Consider the following 15,485-nt stretch of genomic DNA (forward strand, 5'->3'; position numbering starts at 1 on the left):
TCTCCTTGACGGGCCGAAGCAGCGGCGCTCACGCAATCGTCGCCCGCGTCAAATTGAGGAACACGTCCTCCAGGTCGGGGTCGCGGGTCACGACGTCGACGATGCCGTAGCCGCTAGCCTGGACGGCGGCGAGGACGTCGCCGGCGTTCACTTCGTCCTTTGAATAAGTGATCGCCAGCACGCGGTCGCCCTTCAGCGTGATCTTCTGGAAGCATGCGGCCTCGGGCGGCGCAGCGACGTCGCGGTCGACGGTCACCTCGACCTGCTTCTCGCGCGCCATGCCGACCAGCGCGCGGGTCGGTTCATTGGCGATCAGCCGGCCATGGTTGATGATGGCGATGCGGTCGCACAGCTCCTCGGCCTCCTCGAGATAATGGGTGGTCAGCACCACGGTCACCCCGCCCTGGTTCAACTCGCGCACGAATGCCCAGAGCTGCTGGCGAAGCTCGATATCGACGCCCGCGGTCGGTTCGTCGAGCACCAGCACCGGCGGCGAATGCACCATTGCCTTGGCCACCATCAGCCGCCGCTTCATCCCGCCCGACAGCGTGCGCGAATAGGCGTTGGCCTTGTCCTCCAGCCGCATCGCGCGCAGCAGCTCCATCGTGCGGCGCCTGCCCTTGGGCACGCCATAGAGGCCGGCCTGGTTCTCCAGCGTTTCGGCGGGGGTGAAGAAGGGGTCGAAGGTGATTTCCTGATTGACGATGCCGATCGACGCCTTGGCGTTGCGGGGGTGCTGGTCGATGTCGAAGCCCCAGATCGAGGCGCGCCCGGCGGTCTTGTTGACCAGCCCCGCCAGCACATTGATCAACGTCGACTTGCCCGCGCCATTGGGACCGAGCAGGCCGAAGATCGACCCGCGCCGGACGCTGAAGCTGACATCGCTCAGCGCCTGCTTGCCGCCCTTGTAGGTCTTGGACAGACCGTCGATTTCGATTGCCGCGTCCTGCATGCTCCGCGACCTAAGCCGCCGTCCCGCCGGAGCCAAGCGGAATCGATTCGGCAATTGTCGCGCGGCTTTTGCCTTGCTAACGCGGCGAGCCATGATCCCGCCGCCCGAAGTGATCCGCGTCACCACCCCCCGCGTCAGCTGTGACGGCGCTGGCGACATCGCGCCCGCGCTTGGCCATCCGCGCGTGTTCCTGCAGATCGACGAGCAAGGCTATGTCGATTGCGGCTATTGCGACCGGCGCTTCGTGCTGATCGGCGGCCCCGCAGACGGCGCGGACCAGGGCAAGCTGCCCGATATCTCATCGGGTGCAAGCCTCTAGCCGCTGCTGCGGATGACAGCCCGGATGACAGGGCGCGATTGCTGCCTATATTCGGGCGATGATCCACGCCCCCGACCCCCGCGCCTTCCTCTACCGCGACGGCCTTGACCCCGACACCGCGCAGAAATTGACCGCCCAGTTGCTGGCGCGCGCCGATGATGGCGAGCTGTACCTGCAATATCGCAAGTCCGAAGCATTCGGGTTCGACGATGGGCGGCTGAAGACCGCGTCTTACAATACCGATGCCGGGTTCGGGCTGCGCGCGGTGTCGGGCGAAACCACCGCATTTGCCCATGCCAACGAGCTGTCGGCCGCGGCGATCGCGCGGGCGGGCGAGACGATGGCGCTGATCGATCCCGCGAGCGGTCCGCGCGCCGCGCCGCCGCCGCGCACCAACCGCCACCTCTATACCGACGCCGATCCGATCGACCTGATCCCCTTCGCCGACAAGGTCGCGATCTGCCAGACGATCGACGCGGCGGCGCGGGCGCGCGACCCGCGCGTCGTCCAGGTTTCGGTCAGCCTGCTCGGCAGCTGGAGCGTGGTCGAGATCGTCCGCCCCGACGGCTTCACCGCCACCGACATCCGCCCGCTTACCCGCCTCAACGTCTCGATCGTCGTCGAGCAGAATGGCCGGCGCGAAACCGGCAGCTTCGGCACCGGCGGCCGCGCGCTGTATGACCGGCTGCTGACGCCGGAGACCTGGAACCGCGCGATCGACGAGGCGCTGGCCCAGGCGCTGGTCAACCTGGAAGCGGTCGATGCGCCGGCGGGCGACATGCCGGTGCTGCTCGGCCCCGGCTGGTGCGGCGTGCTGCTCCACGAAGCGGTCGGCCACGGGCTGGAGGGCGATTTCAATCGCAAGGGGACGAGCGCCTTTTCCGGCCGTATCGGCCAGCGCGTCGCCGCGCCGGGCGTGACCGTGGTCGATGACGGATCGATCCTCGACCGGCGCGGGTCACTGACCATCGACGATGAAGGCACGCCGACGCGCGAGAACATCCTGATCGAGGACGGCATCCTAAAGGGCTATATCCACGACCGGCTCAACGCGCGGTTGATGGGGGTCGAGCCGACCGGCAACGGCCGGCGCGAAAGCTTTGCCCATGCGCCGATGCCGCGCATGACCAACACCTTCATGCGCGCCGGCCGCGACGACCCGGCCGAGCTGATGACGCGGGTGAAGAAGGGCATCTATGCCAAGTCGTTCGGCGGCGGCCAGGTCGACATCGTGTCGGGCAAGTTCGTGTTCTCCTGCACCGAAGCCTATAAAATCGAGGACGGCCGGCTGGGCGCGCCGATCAAGGGCGCGACGCTGATCGGCGACGGTCCGACCGTGCTGACCAAGGTGTCGGGCATCGGCCACGATTTCGCGCTCGACGAAGGCATCGGCATGTGCGGCAAGGGCGGGCAGAGCGTACCGGCGGGCGTGGGCCAGCCGACCTTGCTGGTCGATGGGCTGACGGTCGGCGGGACGGCGGTGTGAGCGACTACACGCCCGTCAGCATCATGTCGTATGCAGAGATGATCTGGTACCGGTGCCGAGCAAGCGATGCGACATGGGCTTGAAGCTCAGTCCGACTAACCGCCGCAGCAAACTGGGTGATCAGCGCGTAGTTGCGACCATCCAGGTCGAAAACCGGGTTTAGGCGCGGTCGTAACGCCGGAGCGTCCTCGACCGGCACCAGCGGCGCGACGAGTCTGGTGGAGAGGTTGGCGAGCGCGTCGGCCTGGCAATCAAGCAGCAGCTGCCCGTCGCGATTTGCGTAGACGTCGAATTGCGCCATCAAAAGAGGCGATAGCGCTCAAGCGGCAGGCCGTTCTGTTCGACCCACGTATTGACACTTTCCGCCCATTCCCGGTTGTCATCGCGCCAGCGCTTCTGACGTTCCTCGTGGCTTGCAACGCGAAGCGCAGCCTCGCAAACCTGTGACAGATTTAGCCCAACCTCGCGCGCGGCGGCCACCACTCCGGTATCAAGCGACAGGTTGACGGGTTTGCGCTTGCCTGAAGAGACTGGATCAGGCTTCATGCGCAAAGAATATGCGCACGAGATGATAGCGTCAACATGATCGCTGCCGGACGGCGGGAGAAAAAGCGAATGGCCGAGTTCTTCGACAGTCTGAACGACGATCACCGGGCCTTCATCGCGCGGCAGCCCGTGTTCTTCGTCGCGACCGCGGCAGAGGGCGCGCGGATCAATTTGAGTCCCAAGGGCATGGACAGTTTCCGGGTGCTCGACGACCGCCGCGTCGCCTATCTCGACCTGGGCGGATCGGGCAACGAGACGCAGGCGCATCTGAACGTCGACGGGCGCATTACCATCATGTTCTGCGCGTTCGACAATCCCGCGCTGATCCTGCGCATCTATGGCCGGGGCGGCTGTACCGTGGCGGGCGACCCCGGCTATGACGCGATGGCGGCGCATTTCCCGCGCCTGCCCGGCGCGCGGCAGATTTTCGAGATTGCGGTCGACAGCATACAGACGAGCTGCGGCTGGGGCGTGCCGCATATGGCGCTGGAACGCGAGCGCAAGACGCTGGTCAAATACCACGCGACCCAGGATGCCGGGGTAAGGCTGGCCCGGATTGCCGACCGCACGCACAGCATCGATGGCCTGCCGGTGCGGGTGCAGACGGTCATGCCCGCCGCCGACCCGATCGCGTGAACGTGCCCGCAACCCCCCGCCCCGGTGCGTTGACCGGGCTGATCCCCCGCATCATTCGCTGGATCGAGACGTCGGGCCGCCGCGCCGCACCACCCCCCGGCGACGAACCGCCCCGCCTGGCCGAACTGGGGCGGTATGACCGCATGGAGGCGCATATCATCATCGGCCGGCTGGAGGCGGAAGGCATTCCGGCGGTGACGTTCGACGGCGAAATGAGCCTGGGCGATGGCAGCGCGCTGCTGATCCCGGTGCGCGTGATGATCGATGCCGATGACATGATGGCCGCGCGCCGCATCGTCGCGGCACGCTGAAACCGCGCGGCACTGCCTTGTTTTTGAGCACGCTTTAGCAGCTGCACAATTTTAACACATTTGTAACGTGTCGACCGCCCCGGCCAGCGCGGAACCGCGGGCTTACGAGCCTTGGCATGTCTTTTGCACTGCAGCACGACGGGAGCACGATAAGGGGGTCGAATGAAACTCGTCATCGCCATCATCAAGCCGTTCAAGCTCGATGACGTCCGCGAAGCCCTGATGGCGATCGGCGTCGCGGGCATGACCGTCACCGAGGTCAAGGGGTTCGGCCGCCAGAAGGGCCAGACCGAAATCTATCGCGGCGCCGAGTACAGCACCAACATGGTGCCCAAGATCAAGATCGAGCTGGTCTGTGCCGACGATCTCGCCAGCCGTGCGGTGGAGGCGATCCAGGCCGCTGCCAACACCGGCGCGATCGGTGACGGCAAGATCTTCGTCCTCGACGTCGGCCAGGCGGTGCGCATCCGCACCGGCGAAACCAACGAGACCGCGCTGTGAGCCAGGGGGGTTCCATGAAGCAATTGACGAAATATGCCGGCGCGGCCGGCCTGACGCTGTTTGCCGCCCTGCCCGCCTGGGCGCAGGAAGCGGCTGCGGCCGCACCGGCGACGCCATTCACGCCGACCGCCGAAATGGTCAACAAGGGCGATGTCGCCTGGATGCTGGTCGCCTCCGCACTGGTGCTGATGATGTCGGTGCCGGCGCTGGCGCTGTTCTATGGCGGCCTGGTGCGCACCAAGAACATGCTGAGCGTGCTGATGCAGGTGCTGACGATCGTCTGCGTGGCCGCGATGGTGTGGTTCAGCTGGGGCTATTCGATGGCCTTCACCAATGGCGGCGACCTGAACAAATATGTCGGCGGCTTCTCCAAGGTTTTCCTTGCCGGCGTCGATCCGACCACGCTGGCGGCGACCTTCTCCAACAGCGTCTACCTTCCCGAATATGTCTTCGTCATCTTTCAGATGACCTTTGCCTGCATCACGCCCGCGCTGATCGTCGGCGCGTTCGCCGAGCGGGTGAAGTTCACGCCGCTGATCCTGTTCACGGTCGCATGGCTGACGCTCGCCTATTTCCCGATCGCGCACATGGTTTGGTACTGGGCGGGCCCGGACTTCCTGCACGCCGCCCCCGATGACAGCGGTCTGCTGTGGGGCTGGGGCGCGCTCGATTTCGCAGGGGGCACCGTGGTGCACATCAATGCGGGCGTCGCCGGGCTGATCGGCTGCATCATCATCGGCCCGCGCGTTGGCTACAAGAGCGAGCCGATGCCCCCGCACAGCCTGGTGATGACGATGATCGGCGCGTCGCTGCTGTGGATCGGCTGGTTCGGCTTCAACGCCGGGTCGGGCCTGGAAGCCAATGCGTTCGGCGCGCTGGCTTTCATCAACACCTTCACCGCCACGGCGGCAGCGGGCGCGACCTGGGCGATCATCGAACAGATCGTCCACAAGAAGCCGTCGCTGCTGGGTGCGGCCTCGGGCGTCGTCGCCGGCCTGGTCGCGATCACCCCGGCGGCGGGCTTTGCCCATCCGGGTACCGCGATCCTGCTCGGCGCAGTCGCCTCGGTCGTCTGCTTCTTCTTCGTCACCACGGTGAAGAACAAGCTGAAATATGACGACACGCTGGATGTATTCGGCATCCACGCGGTGGGCGGCATCGTCGGCGCGGTCGGGACCGGCATTGTCGCCAACCCCGACTTCGGCGGACAGGGCTGGATCGACTACACCGCGCCGGTCGCCAAGGCGGGCGTCTATGACATGGGCGCGCAGATCATGACGCAGATCTGGGCGGTCGGCACGACGATCGTGTGGACCGGCGTGGTCAGCGCCGCGCTGTTCCTCGCGCTCAAATATACGATCGGCCTGCGCCCTACCAAGGACGTCGAAGTCGAGGGTCTCGACATCAACGAACATGGCGAGCGCGCCTACAACTACTGAGTTTGCCGGGGCGGGCGGTGTCCGCCGCCCGCCCCGGTCCCGAGTTCCTCCTGCGGACCCCTGGCCCGGTGTGAAAGCACCGGGCCATTTTTTATCATCGGCCCGTCAGCCCCGGGATCGCGACCCTATCACGCGGCCAGATGCGCGCGAACGAAATCGGCGCAGCGTTCGCCGATCATGATCGAGGGCGCATTGGTGTTGCCGCTGACCAGCTTGGGCATGATCGACGCATCCGCCACCCACAGCCCGTCCACCCCACGCACGCGCAGTTGCGGATCGCAAACCGCATCCGCATCCGCGCCCATCCGCGCGGTGCCGACCGGGTGATAGATGGTGTCCGAACGCGCCCGGATCGCGGCTTCAAGCGCGGCATCGTCGTCGGGATCGACCGGATAGCGTTCGCGCCCGCCCCACGCCGTCATCGTCGGCACCGCCATGATGCGGTACATCAACCGCACGCCGCGCATCAGCAGGTCGAGGTCGCGCGGGTCGGACAGGAAGGCCGGGTCGATCACCGGCATGTCGGTGACATCGCCCGAGGCGAGGCGCACCGTGCCCGTGCTTTCGGGCCGCAACACGCAGGCATGACAGGAATAGCCATGGCCGCGCCGGGCCGATCGGCCGTGATCGTCGACCGGCGCGATGACGAAATGATATTGGATGTCGGGGGCGGGTGCGGCCGGATCGACCGTGACGAACGCACCGCTTTCGGCGAGGGGCGTCGTCATCGCGCCGGTGCGCCGCCGGTGCCATTCGATCACCGCGCCCAGCGCGCGCAGATTGCCGAGCAGCGACTGACCCAGAAACCCCGGCGCCGCGCTTTCGTAGATCGCGGTGTAATCGAGATGGTCCTGCAGGTTGGTGCCGACCACCGGCCGGTCGACGCGGACCTCCACACCCTTGTCGCGAAGATGCGCGCCCTCACCGATGCCCGACAGCATGAGCAGCTGCGGCGTCGCGAACACCCCGCCCGCGAGCACCACGCCCGCGCGTGCCCGGATCACCCAGCGCTGACCGCCGCGCCGATAGGCGACGCCGCACGCGCGCCCGTCCTCGAACAGCACCCGCTCGACCACGCACCCGGTCAGCACGTTCAGATTAGCGCGCGAGGTGTCGAGATAGGCGCGCGCCGACGACCAGCGCTCGCCGCCACGCTGCGTCACCTGATACATTCCCGCGCCGTCCTGGCGCGCGCCGTTGAAGTCGGGATTGGCGGGAATCTGAAGCTGGGCGGCGGCCTCGACGAAATCACGGCTGGCGGGATGCGGTGCGACCTGTTCGCTGACCCAGAGCGGGCCGTCGTCGCCATGCCAGGTATCCGCGCCACGCACGTTGCGCTCGGCGCGTTTGAAATAGGGGAGCACGTCGGCATAGGCCCAGCCGGTACAACCCATCGCCGCCCAATTGTCATAGTCCCAGGCATTGCCGCGCACATAGAGCATCGCGTTGATCGCGCTCGATCCGCCAAGCCCCCGCCCGCGCGGCTGATAGCCCCGCCGCCCGCCAAGCCCCGGCTGCGGCACGGTTTCGTATTTCCAGTTGGTCTTGTCGGTCTGCTTGGCCAGCATGGCCGGCATCAGCGTCAGCGCCTTGTCATTGCGCCCGCCGGCCTCGAGCACCGCGACCTTGAGGCGGGAATCCTCGCTCAGCCGGCCGGCGACGGCGCTCCCGCCCGATCCGGCGCCGATGACGACGATGTCGGCTTCCTCCACGCTTCGCTCTCCTCGTTTTTTTGTTCGGTGTCGGCTTTGCCGACGCCGCGGTGCCTGCCCTCTCCCCCACCCGGCCACCCATCAGGATACGCTCGTGGGTGGCCGGGTGGGGGAGAGGGCCGGCACCGCTCTATTTCAAGCCAACGCGCGCGGATGCTGTCGGATGTCGCGCGGCTGGCGTCATGGCTCCATCCCGGCGGGCCGAAGGCATAGCCCAGCCGCGCACGCCAGCCCGGCGCGTGCCAAAGGTCGCGCGCGATGCCGACCCATTCGTGAAACGCCGCCCAGATCAGGTTGAAGCTGCCGAGATCGCGGATCAGGCCATAGCGCGGGCGATCGTCCTCGCGCTCGCGCTCGAACGTGCCGAACATCTTGTCCCAGATAATGAAGACCCCGGCATAGTTGCGGTCGAGATAGCGCGGATTGGTCGCGTGATGGACGCGATGATGCGACGGCGTGTTCATCACCGCTTCGAACCAGCGCGGCATGCGCCCGATCACTTCGGTGTGGATCCAGAACTGATAGACCAGGTTGAGCCCCGCGACGAACAGCACCATCGCCGGCGGAAAGCCGATCAGGAACAGCGGCAGCCGGAAGATGAAGCCGGCGGAGATGAACCCGGTCCAGGTCTGGCGAAGCGCGGTCGACAGGTTGTAGTGCTGCGAGCTGTGGTGGATGACGTGGCTGGCCCAGAACCAGCGGACGCGGTGAGCGCTGCGGTGGAACACGTAATAGGCCAGGTCGTCGAGCACGAAGGCGACGACGAACCAATACCATTGCCAGCCAATGTCGAACCAGCGGAACTGATACACCCACAGGGCGATCGCGACGACCAGCCCGCCGGTCAGCAGCCCCGCGACGGTACTGCCCAAGCCAAGCGCGAGCGAAGTCAGCGTGTCGCGCGGGCAATAGCGGCTGCGGTCGCGCAACCGCGCCACGAACATTTCCGCCAGCACCAGCAGGACGAAGGCCGGAATCGCCAGGTCGACGGGGTTGGGCAGGCTGGGCATCGGCCGAGCTTACATTCGTGTCAGCAATCGCGCCAGCGGATCGATAAGGATCCGGCTTGTACGTGATACGTAAGGAGCCGTCACCCCGGGCTTGACCCGGGGTCCCGCTTACAACGCCACGGCAAGGCAGCGGGGCCCCGGGTCAAGCCCGGGGAGAGGTGAAGACAGAGTTTGGGTTGCCTATCCTTGCCCCGCCCAATGGCTGAGCAGCGTGTGCGCGATCGCGTAGCGCGGCGGGCCGAGGAAGGGCGCCGACGGGTCGCCGGCCAGCGCCGCGCGGACCTCGCCACGCGTGAACCATTGCGCGTCCTCCAGCTCGTGCGGGTCGATCGCGATGTCATCCGATTGCGCGGTGCCGATCGCGGCGATCATCAGCGACGATGCAAAAGGCCAGGGCTGGCTGGCGACGTAGCGGATATCGGTGACCGCGATGCCGACTTCCTCCAGCGTCTCGCGCGCCACTGCTTCCTCGATCGATTCGCCGACCTCGACGAACCCGGCCAGCGCCGAATAGCGCCCGGCGGGCCAAACGGGCTGGCGGCCCAGTACGACGCGGTCGCCGCGTTCGGCCAGCATGATGACGACCGGGTCGGTGCGCGGGAAATGCTCCGCGCCACAATGGCCGCACCGCCGTGCCCATCCGGCGCGGAAGATCGTCGTGGCATGGCCGCAATTGGCGCAGAAACCGTGGCGCAAATGCCAGTCGACCAGGCTGCGCGCGCAGGCATAGGTCGCGGCCTCGGCATCGGGCATCAACCCCAGCATCTGGAACAGGGCGGGCGACCGGCCGGCCGGCGGACTCGTGCCGGGAATCAGCGCGGCAAAATGCGGCACCTGCCCACGAAAACCGAGGAACAGGAAATCGGCGTCGTCGGGCGCATCGGTCAGCGCCCCCCAAACCAGCCGCCCGTCCGCATCCAGCTGGGGATCGAGCGCGTCGAGCCGCAGCAGCCGCGCGCGCGGGTCGCTGAACGCCGCGGTCAGCGCGGCCTGGTCGTGACGGATGCGGTCCGCCCGGTCGAGCCAGCCGCCGGTGAAGCCGGTCACAGGTTACTTCGCCGGCGCGAGGTCGCGATACACCGCGCGGGTCACATCCGTGCGCAGCGGCCATTTGTCGTCGGGAAAATAATTAACCATCGCGGTGCCGCGCACCCGATTCTTCGGGTCGACCCAGGCGATGGTGCCGGCCGCCCCGCCCCAGCCATAGGTGCCCGCCGCACCGCCGCCGGGCAGGTCGTCGAGATAGACCGACCCCCCGGCCCCAAAGCCGAGCTTGCGGCCCGCACCCCCGGTCGACGCATCGACATTCAGGAAGAACACGCCGTCGGGCAGCAGGTTGGACATGGCGAGGCGCACCGTCTGCGCCTTCATCACCCGCTTGCCGTCGAGCTCGCCGCCATTTTGCAGCATGTGGAGGAAACGGTCGTAATCGCGCGCCGAGGTGACGAGCCCCGCCCCGCCATAGGGAAAGCTGGGCGGCTGGAGGTAGACCGAGGTCGCGGCCGGGTCGACCGGCACGCGATTGTCGCCGACAAAGATGTAATTGTTCGCGAGCCGCGCCGCTTCCGATCCCGGCACGGTGAAGTAGGTCGAGGTCATGCCGAGCGGTTCGAACATCCGCGTGCGCAGGAACTGTTCATAGGGCATGCCCGATGCCTTCTCGATCACCGCGGCGAGGACATCTAGGCTGATCGAATAGCTCCATTTCGTGCCCGGATCGGCGATCAGCGGCAGCGTGGCGACGCGGTCGGCGAATTCGGCGAGCGATTTCGGTCGCACCGCCGCCATCTGCGCCTCCATCTGGACGTTGACTGCGGCGGGCAGGATGCCGAGCCGCTCATATTCCTTGAGCAGCGGGCCCTTTGTCACGATCGAATAGCCGAATCCGGCGGTGTGGGTCAGCAGATGGCGGATCGTGATCGGCCGCGCCGCCGGGCGCGACGCCAGGCTGGCGTCGGGGTCGGTCAGCACCTTCATCTCGCGAAAGGCGGGGATGATCTCATGGATCGGCTGGTCAAGGCTCAGCTTGCCGTCCTCGATCAGCATCATCGCCGCCATGCCGGTCACCGGCTTGGTCATCGAATAGACGCGCCACAGGCTGTCGGGCGAAGCCGCGCCCGCCCCCGGTTCCTGGCCCAGCCGCCCCTCCGCGATGAAGCGGGTCGGCTGGTCGCCCTGCCCGATCGCGACGACGATGCCCGGCGTGCGGTTCTGTTCGACATAGGACGCCGCGACCTGTGCGACCGCGGGCAGCGCCGGAGCGACTGGCGTCGAAGCCGCGCGGCGTTCGGCCTGGGGCATGGCGAGCGCGATGCCGCCGATCCCGATCAGCGCGGCGCCGATCCCGGCGGCTAGACCCAAAGTTTTCATCGCGCATCCTCCATTATCGCCGCCGCCTTCGCGAACAGGCTGGGCAGGCCGGCATCGGCCAGCCGGTCGACCGGCCACCATTCGCCTTCGACCGCGATGTGCCCCGCCAGCCGCGCGCTCGCAAGGCCGCATCGCAATTCGAAATGGGTGAAGACGTGGCGCAGCTCGGCATTGTGCCGTCGCCACTCGGCTGCGACGGGCGCATCGGCCAGTCCCGGCGGCGCGTCCGCCCATGGCCCGGTCGGCAGCGCGCGCATGCCGCCGAGCAATCCGCGCGGCGGGCGCCGGACCAGCAGCACCGCATCTTCGCGGGTAAGCCAGAAGATCGTGCCATGGCGCACCGGTCTGGCCGCCTTGGCCAGCTTGCGCGGATAGGTGGCGACTGCCCCCTGCGCGTAAGCGCGACAATGGACAGCAATGGGGCAGGACGCGCAATCGGCGCGGCGCGGGGTACAGATTGTTGCGCCCAGATCCATCATCGCCTGGGCGAAGTCCCCCGCGCGCGTCGCGGGCGTCATCGCGTCGGCCAGCGCGCGAAGCTCGCCCCGCGCCATGGGAAGCGGCGTTTCGACCGCGAACAGGCGGCTGACCACGCGCTCGACATTGCCGTCGACGACGACCGCGCGCCGGCCAAAGGCGATCGCCGCGACCGCCGCGGCGGTATAGGGGCCGAAGCCGGGCAACCGGCGCAACGCTGCCTCGTCCGACGGCAATCGTCCGCCATGATCGCGCACCACCGCGCGCGCGCAGGCGATCAGGTTGCGTGCCCGCGCATAATAGCCGAGCCCGGCCCATGCCGCCATCAGCTCACCCTCATCTGCCGCCGCCAGGCTGGCGAAATCGGGCCAGCGGGTGGTGAAATGTTCGAAATAGGGAATGACCGTCACGACCTGAGTCTGCTGAAGCATGACCTCCGACAGCCACACGCGATAGGGGTCGGGCGGCGGCGTGCCCGGCGGCGCGCGCCACGGCAGCACACGCGCATGCGCTTCGTACCAGGCGAGCAGCGCGGGCGCGATGTCAGATGGGACGTTGGCAGACACCGGGCGGCTATGGCATGGGAGACGCGATGACGAAATCCACGCGTACGCCCCAGGCCGTCGATAGCGATCGGCCGCGCGGCGGCAGGGCCCGGCCCGTCGCCGACCTGCTGCCCGATATCGGCCGCGCCGCGTTCCGCAAATTCGGCTTCGTGCAAAGCTCGATCGTCAGTCGCTGGCCCGAAATCGTCGGCGAACGTTACGCGCGTGTCTCCGCGCCCGAATCGATCCGCTTTCCCCAGGGTGCGCGCAGCGGCGGGCTGTTGACGCTGGCGGTCGCCCCCGCCCATGCGACGATGATGCAGCATATCGGGCCCGAGATCATGGAGCGGGTGAACCGCTTCTTCGGCTATGCGGCGGTCGCGCGGATCGCGTTCAGGCCCGGCCAGTTCGCCGCGCGCGCAGCCGCTGCCGCACCGGTGCGGCCTGCAGCGGCAACGATCGATCTGGGCGACAGCGTCCGCGCGATCGCCGATCCCGAACTGCGTGAGGTGCTGGCGGCGCTGGCGGCGGGCATTGTCGAACAACCCCCGGTCATCGTGCCGGTGATGGGCAAGGTGCGTTGATGCGGTGGCGACATGTTGGGCTGATCGCATGGGTTGCCATCGCGGCGACCCCGCCCGGTGCTGCCCAGGAGGCATCGGCACCGCGCAGTGCGGCGCAGCGCGACTGGCGCGCGACCGCGACGCTGTCGCCCGACGGCGCGGTGCGGATCGGCAGCCCGCAGGCGAAGGTCAAGCTGGCCGAATATCTGAGCTACACCTGCCCGCATTGCGCCGATTTCGTCGCGCAGTCCGAACCCGTGCTGAAGGATCAGATGGTCCGGACGGGCCGCGTCCAGGTGGAATATCGCCACTTCGTGCGCGACCGGCTCGACCTCGCCTCCGCGCTGCTCGCGCGGTGCCAGGGCCCGGTCGGCTTTGCGGCGGCGAACAAGGCGATCTTTGCCGCGCAGCCCGCGACCTTCGCCAGAACCCAGGCGTTCCAGGCGAGGCCAGACGCGTACAAGGGCGCGGCGACGCTGGGCGATCAGCTCATCCGGCTGGGCGAGGGATCGGGGCTGATCGCGCTGCTTCGCCCGCTCGGGCTGAGCGATGCCAAGGCGCGCGCGTGCCTCAACAACCAGGCCGAGACCGAACGGCTCATCAAGATGACCGAGGCCGTAGCCGCGCAGCTCGAGGGCACGCCCAGCTTTGCGATCAACGGCAATTTCGTCGGGTCGGGCAGCTGGTCCTCGCTCGAACCGCAGTTGCGCGCCGCCGGCGCCTGATCCCGCCCAATCCCGATCTTGCGATGGAGTGAACCCGAACCATGCGTGCAGCCCTTTTCCTGCTTCCCCTCGCCCTCGCCGCCTGTGGCGCCGACGGGACGGGCAATGACAGCGGCCCCGCCGCCGCACCGGTCGCCGCCGCCGCGCCGCCGGCGGGCACCACCTGGACCGAAACGGTCAGCGAAACCGCCGAGGGCGGATTCCGCATGGGCAATCCCAACGCGCCGATCAAGCTGGTCGAATATGGCTCGCGCACCTGCCCGGCGTGCGGTGCGTTCGCGCGCGACGGCTTCGAGCCGCTGACCAAGCTGGTCGAGACGGGCAAGGTGAGCTTCGAATTCCGCGATTATGTGCTGCACGGCCCGCCGGACATCGCCGCCGCGGTCGTCGGCAGCTGCGCCGGGCCGGGCCCGTTCTTCCCGATCCTGGAACAGATGTACGCCAATCAGCCGGCGACGCTCGATCGCATCCAGCAGGTCGCGCCCGCCGTCCAGCAACAGGCGCAGGGCGCGAGCCCGGCCGCTCAGGTCACGCTATGGGCTGAACAGGCCGGCTATATCGACTTCGTCAAGCAGCGCGGCATTTCGGAGGGGCAGGCCAAGGCATGCCTCGCCGACATGGCGCGGATCGACAAGGTCGCCAAGATCCTGGAAAACGCCACCGTCGTCCAGGGCACGCCGACCTTCCTGCTCAACGGCAACAAGCTGGAAAACGCGATCAGCTGGAAGGATGTCGAGGCCGCACTCCGCCGCGCCGGGGCCTGAGCCGGGGCGCACGGACTGCAACCGCGCCTGACCCCGATGCCCGGCGCGCTGGTCGCGTCAGGCGTCGGGGCCCTCATATGCCTGGACGATGCGCCCGACGATCGGGTGGCGCACCACGTCGCCCGCGCCGAAGCGGACGACCGACATCCCCTCGATCCCCTCCAGCCGCGCGACCGCGTCGTTCAGGCCCGATGCGTTGACCCCGCCGGGCAGGTCGGTCTGGTTGGGGTCGCCGCACACCACCATGCGGCTGTTCTGGCCGAAGCGGGTGAGGAACATCTTCATCTGCCCAGGCGTCGTGTTCTGCGCCTCGTCGAGGATGACGAAGGCATCGGCAAGGGTGCGGCCACGCATGAAGGCAATGGGCGCGATCTCGATCTCGCCCGAACTGATCCGCCGTTCGACCTGTTCGGCGGGCAGGCAGTCATAGAGCGCGTCATAGATCGGGCGCAGATACGGATCGACCTTTTCCTTCATGTCACCAGGCAGGAAGCCGAGCCGCTCGCCCGCCTCCACCGCCGGGCGCGACAGGATGAGGCGCTGGACGCTGCCGGTGATCAGCTGCGCGACGGCCTGGGCTACCGCCAGATAGGTCTTGCCGGTGCCTGCCGGGCCGAGCGCGAAGATGATGTCGTTCGACACCAGCTGGCGCATGTAATGCGTCTGCGCCACCGATCGCGGCACGATCGTCTTGCGGCGGGTTCGGATCATGATCGACGGCGGCGGCGCGCCATTGCCCGGTTCGGTGCGGATGATGCCGGCAAAGGTCGGCTCGGCCGACATCGCAATCACCGCATCGATCAGGCCGGTGTCGATCTCCTCGCCCCGGATGACCCGCGTGTGCAGCTCCTGCAGCACTTCGCGCGCATGCGCGACTGCCTCCGCCGTGCCCTCGATCTGCACCCGCTGGCCGCGCGCGTGGATATAGACGCCCAGCCGCTCCTCGAGCGCGAGGATGTTGCTGTCGAACTCACCGAATAGCTGGGGCAGCAGTTGCGGCTTGTCGAAATTGACCTCGACGCGCGAACGGTCGCCGGGCTGGGCGGGAACAGGCTTGCGGCTCATCGGGCTCCCGGAGTCAGGATCATGCAAGGCAAGCGTGGCAGAGGCGATGGGTTCCCGCCAGCCC

The 15,485-nt window shown here is 67.7% G+C and carries 18 protein-coding genes; 9 read left to right on the forward strand and 9 right to left on the reverse strand.

Annotated features, from left to right (window positions below; genetic code table 11):
• Positions 1–28: 28 nt before the first annotated feature.
• Complete coding sequence (locus GO308_RS10560; RefSeq protein WP_066549415.1) at positions 29–952, reverse strand: ABC transporter ATP-binding protein; 924 nt, start codon at positions 950–952, stop codon at positions 29–31.
• A 91-nt stretch (positions 953–1,043) separates the two neighbouring features.
• On the opposite strand from GO308_RS10560, the gene GO308_RS10565 reads away from it, so the two are divergent.
• Together GO308_RS10565 and tldD are read left to right on the forward strand one after the other, a co-directional pair.
• Entirely contained in the window at positions 1,044–1,271 is a 228-nt protein-coding gene (locus GO308_RS10565; RefSeq protein WP_240885410.1) for a zinc-finger domain-containing protein, read from the forward strand.
• Between the two features lie 58 nt (positions 1,272–1,329).
• Complete coding sequence (gene tldD / locus GO308_RS10570) at positions 1,330–2,757, forward strand: metalloprotease TldD (protein ID WP_066483393.1); 1,428 nt, start codon at positions 1,330–1,332, stop codon at positions 2,755–2,757.
• 4 nt (positions 2,758–2,761) lie between these two features.
• Here tldD and GO308_RS10575 read toward each other — a convergent pair whose 3' ends face one another.
• Together GO308_RS10575 and GO308_RS10580 are read right to left on the reverse strand one after the other, a co-directional pair.
• A complete protein-coding gene (locus tag GO308_RS10575; protein WP_240885411.1) occupies positions 2,762–3,058 on the reverse strand; it encodes a CcdB family protein in 297 nt (98 codons plus the stop codon).
• A complete protein-coding gene (locus tag GO308_RS10580; RefSeq protein WP_066483389.1) occupies positions 3,058–3,303 on the reverse strand; it encodes a type II toxin-antitoxin system CcdA family antitoxin in 246 nt (81 codons plus the stop codon). The genes GO308_RS10575 and GO308_RS10580 overlap by 1 nt, the downstream gene beginning before the upstream one ends.
• A gap of 69 nt (positions 3,304–3,372) precedes the next feature.
• Here GO308_RS10580 and GO308_RS10585 point away from each other — a divergent pair, with 69 nt between their 5' ends.
• From GO308_RS10585 to GO308_RS10600, 4 genes are all read left to right on the forward strand, one after another.
• Entirely contained in the window at positions 3,373–3,939 is a 567-nt protein-coding gene (locus GO308_RS10585) for a pyridoxamine 5'-phosphate oxidase family protein (protein ID WP_240885412.1), read from the forward strand.
• Positions 3,936–4,250 (forward strand): DUF2007 domain-containing protein, encoded by a 315-nt coding sequence (locus GO308_RS18715; RefSeq protein ID WP_346769085.1) that lies wholly within the window; start codon positions 3,936–3,938, stop codon positions 4,248–4,250. Before GO308_RS10585 ends, GO308_RS18715 begins: the two co-directional genes overlap by 4 nt.
• A gap of 162 nt (positions 4,251–4,412) precedes the next feature.
• On the forward strand, positions 4,413–4,751 hold the full coding sequence (locus tag GO308_RS10595; protein ID WP_066483382.1) for a P-II family nitrogen regulator: 339 nt from the start codon (positions 4,413–4,415) through the stop codon (positions 4,749–4,751).
• A 14-nt stretch (positions 4,752–4,765) separates the two neighbouring features.
• A complete protein-coding gene (locus GO308_RS10600; protein WP_240885413.1) occupies positions 4,766–6,190 on the forward strand; it encodes an ammonium transporter in 1,425 nt (474 codons plus the stop codon).
• 128 nt (positions 6,191–6,318) lie between these two features.
• Here the strand turns inward: GO308_RS10600 and GO308_RS10605 are convergent, their stop codons facing one another.
• The 5 genes from GO308_RS10605 to mutY form a co-directional block, all read right to left on the reverse strand.
• Positions 6,319–7,902: a GMC family oxidoreductase N-terminal domain-containing protein gene (locus tag GO308_RS10605; RefSeq protein WP_240885414.1), complete on the reverse strand. Its 1,584-nt coding sequence runs from the start codon at positions 7,900–7,902 to the stop codon at positions 6,319–6,321.
• Complete coding sequence (locus GO308_RS10610; RefSeq protein WP_240885415.1) at positions 7,836–8,912, reverse strand: sterol desaturase family protein; 1,077 nt, start codon at positions 8,910–8,912, stop codon at positions 7,836–7,838. Before GO308_RS10610 ends, GO308_RS10605 begins: the two co-directional genes overlap by 67 nt.
• Positions 8,913–9,092: 180 nt before the next feature.
• On the reverse strand, positions 9,093–9,959 hold the full coding sequence (gene nudC, locus GO308_RS10615) for an NAD(+) diphosphatase (protein ID WP_066673370.1): 867 nt from the start codon (positions 9,957–9,959) through the stop codon (positions 9,093–9,095).
• A gap of 3 nt (positions 9,960–9,962) precedes the next feature.
• Positions 9,963–11,282: a serine hydrolase domain-containing protein gene (locus GO308_RS10620; RefSeq protein ID WP_066483374.1), complete on the reverse strand. Its 1,320-nt coding sequence runs from the start codon at positions 11,280–11,282 to the stop codon at positions 9,963–9,965.
• Complete coding sequence (gene mutY, locus GO308_RS10625) at positions 11,279–12,325, reverse strand: A/G-specific adenine glycosylase (protein ID WP_156454308.1); 1,047 nt, start codon at positions 12,323–12,325, stop codon at positions 11,279–11,281. Before mutY ends, GO308_RS10620 begins: the two co-directional genes overlap by 4 nt.
• 26 nt (positions 12,326–12,351) lie before the next feature.
• On the opposite strand from mutY, the gene GO308_RS10630 reads away from it, so the two are divergent.
• From GO308_RS10630 to GO308_RS10640, 3 genes are read left to right on the forward strand one after another with little or no spacing between them, the layout of a single operon-like run.
• The gene (locus GO308_RS10630) at positions 12,352–12,888 is read left to right on the forward strand and encodes a DUF721 domain-containing protein (RefSeq protein WP_240885416.1); all 537 of its coding nucleotides are present in this window, start codon (positions 12,352–12,354) and stop codon (positions 12,886–12,888) included.
• Positions 12,888–13,592, forward strand: a complete 705-nt coding sequence (locus GO308_RS10635; RefSeq protein ID WP_066550979.1) for a thioredoxin domain-containing protein — start codon at positions 12,888–12,890, stop codon at positions 13,590–13,592. Before GO308_RS10630 ends, GO308_RS10635 begins: the two co-directional genes overlap by 1 nt.
• Positions 13,593–13,633: 41 nt before the next feature.
• Positions 13,634–14,356, forward strand: a complete 723-nt coding sequence (locus tag GO308_RS10640; RefSeq protein ID WP_066483358.1) for a thioredoxin domain-containing protein — start codon at positions 13,634–13,636, stop codon at positions 14,354–14,356.
• A 57-nt stretch (positions 14,357–14,413) separates the two neighbouring features.
• Here the strand turns inward: GO308_RS10640 and GO308_RS10645 are convergent, their stop codons facing one another.
• The gene (locus GO308_RS10645) at positions 14,414–15,421 is read right to left on the reverse strand and encodes a PhoH family protein (RefSeq protein ID WP_066483355.1); all 1,008 of its coding nucleotides are present in this window, start codon (positions 15,419–15,421) and stop codon (positions 14,414–14,416) included.
• Positions 15,422–15,485: the final 64 nt, after the last annotated feature.

Source organism: Sphingomonas sp. SFZ2018-12 (genome assembly GCF_022496715.1).
In the GTDB taxonomy this organism is placed as follows: domain Bacteria; phylum Pseudomonadota; class Alphaproteobacteria; order Sphingomonadales; family Sphingomonadaceae; genus Sphingomonas.

What these genes read in the sequence shown, in the direction of transcription:
- GO308_RS10560 (WP_066549415.1), bottom strand. Translation starts at nt 952, where the DNA reads ATGCAGGACGCGGCAATCGAAATCGACGGTCTGTCCAAGACCTACAAG.
- GO308_RS10565 (WP_240885410.1), top strand. Translation starts at nt 1,044, where the DNA reads ATGATCCCGCCGCCCGAAGTGATCCGCGTCACCACCCCCCGCGTCAGC.
- tldD (WP_066483393.1), top strand. Translation starts at nt 1,330, where the DNA reads ATGATCCACGCCCCCGACCCCCGCGCCTTCCTCTACCGCGACGGCCTT.
- GO308_RS10575 (WP_240885411.1), bottom strand. Translation starts at nt 3,058, where the DNA reads ATGGCGCAATTCGACGTCTACGCAAATCGCGACGGGCAGCTGCTGCTT.
- GO308_RS10580 (WP_066483389.1), bottom strand. Translation starts at nt 3,303, where the DNA reads ATGAAGCCTGATCCAGTCTCTTCAGGCAAGCGCAAACCCGTCAACCTG.
- GO308_RS10585 (WP_240885412.1), top strand. Translation starts at nt 3,373, where the DNA reads ATGGCCGAGTTCTTCGACAGTCTGAACGACGATCACCGGGCCTTCATC.
- GO308_RS10595 (WP_066483382.1), top strand. Translation starts at nt 4,413, where the DNA reads ATGAAACTCGTCATCGCCATCATCAAGCCGTTCAAGCTCGATGACGTC.
- GO308_RS10600 (WP_240885413.1), top strand. Translation starts at nt 4,766, where the DNA reads ATGAAGCAATTGACGAAATATGCCGGCGCGGCCGGCCTGACGCTGTTT.
- GO308_RS10610 (WP_240885415.1), bottom strand. Translation starts at nt 8,912, where the DNA reads ATGCCCAGCCTGCCCAACCCCGTCGACCTGGCGATTCCGGCCTTCGTC.
- GO308_RS10620 (WP_066483374.1), bottom strand. Translation starts at nt 11,282, where the DNA reads ATGAAAACTTTGGGTCTAGCCGCCGGGATCGGCGCCGCGCTGATCGGG.
- GO308_RS10630 (WP_240885416.1), top strand. Translation starts at nt 12,352, where the DNA reads ATGACGAAATCCACGCGTACGCCCCAGGCCGTCGATAGCGATCGGCCG.
- GO308_RS10635 (WP_066550979.1), top strand. Translation starts at nt 12,888, where the DNA reads ATGCGGTGGCGACATGTTGGGCTGATCGCATGGGTTGCCATCGCGGCG.
- GO308_RS10640 (WP_066483358.1), top strand. Translation starts at nt 13,634, where the DNA reads ATGCGTGCAGCCCTTTTCCTGCTTCCCCTCGCCCTCGCCGCCTGTGGC.
- GO308_RS10645 (WP_066483355.1), bottom strand. Translation starts at nt 15,421, where the DNA reads ATGAGCCGCAAGCCTGTTCCCGCCCAGCCCGGCGACCGTTCGCGCGTC.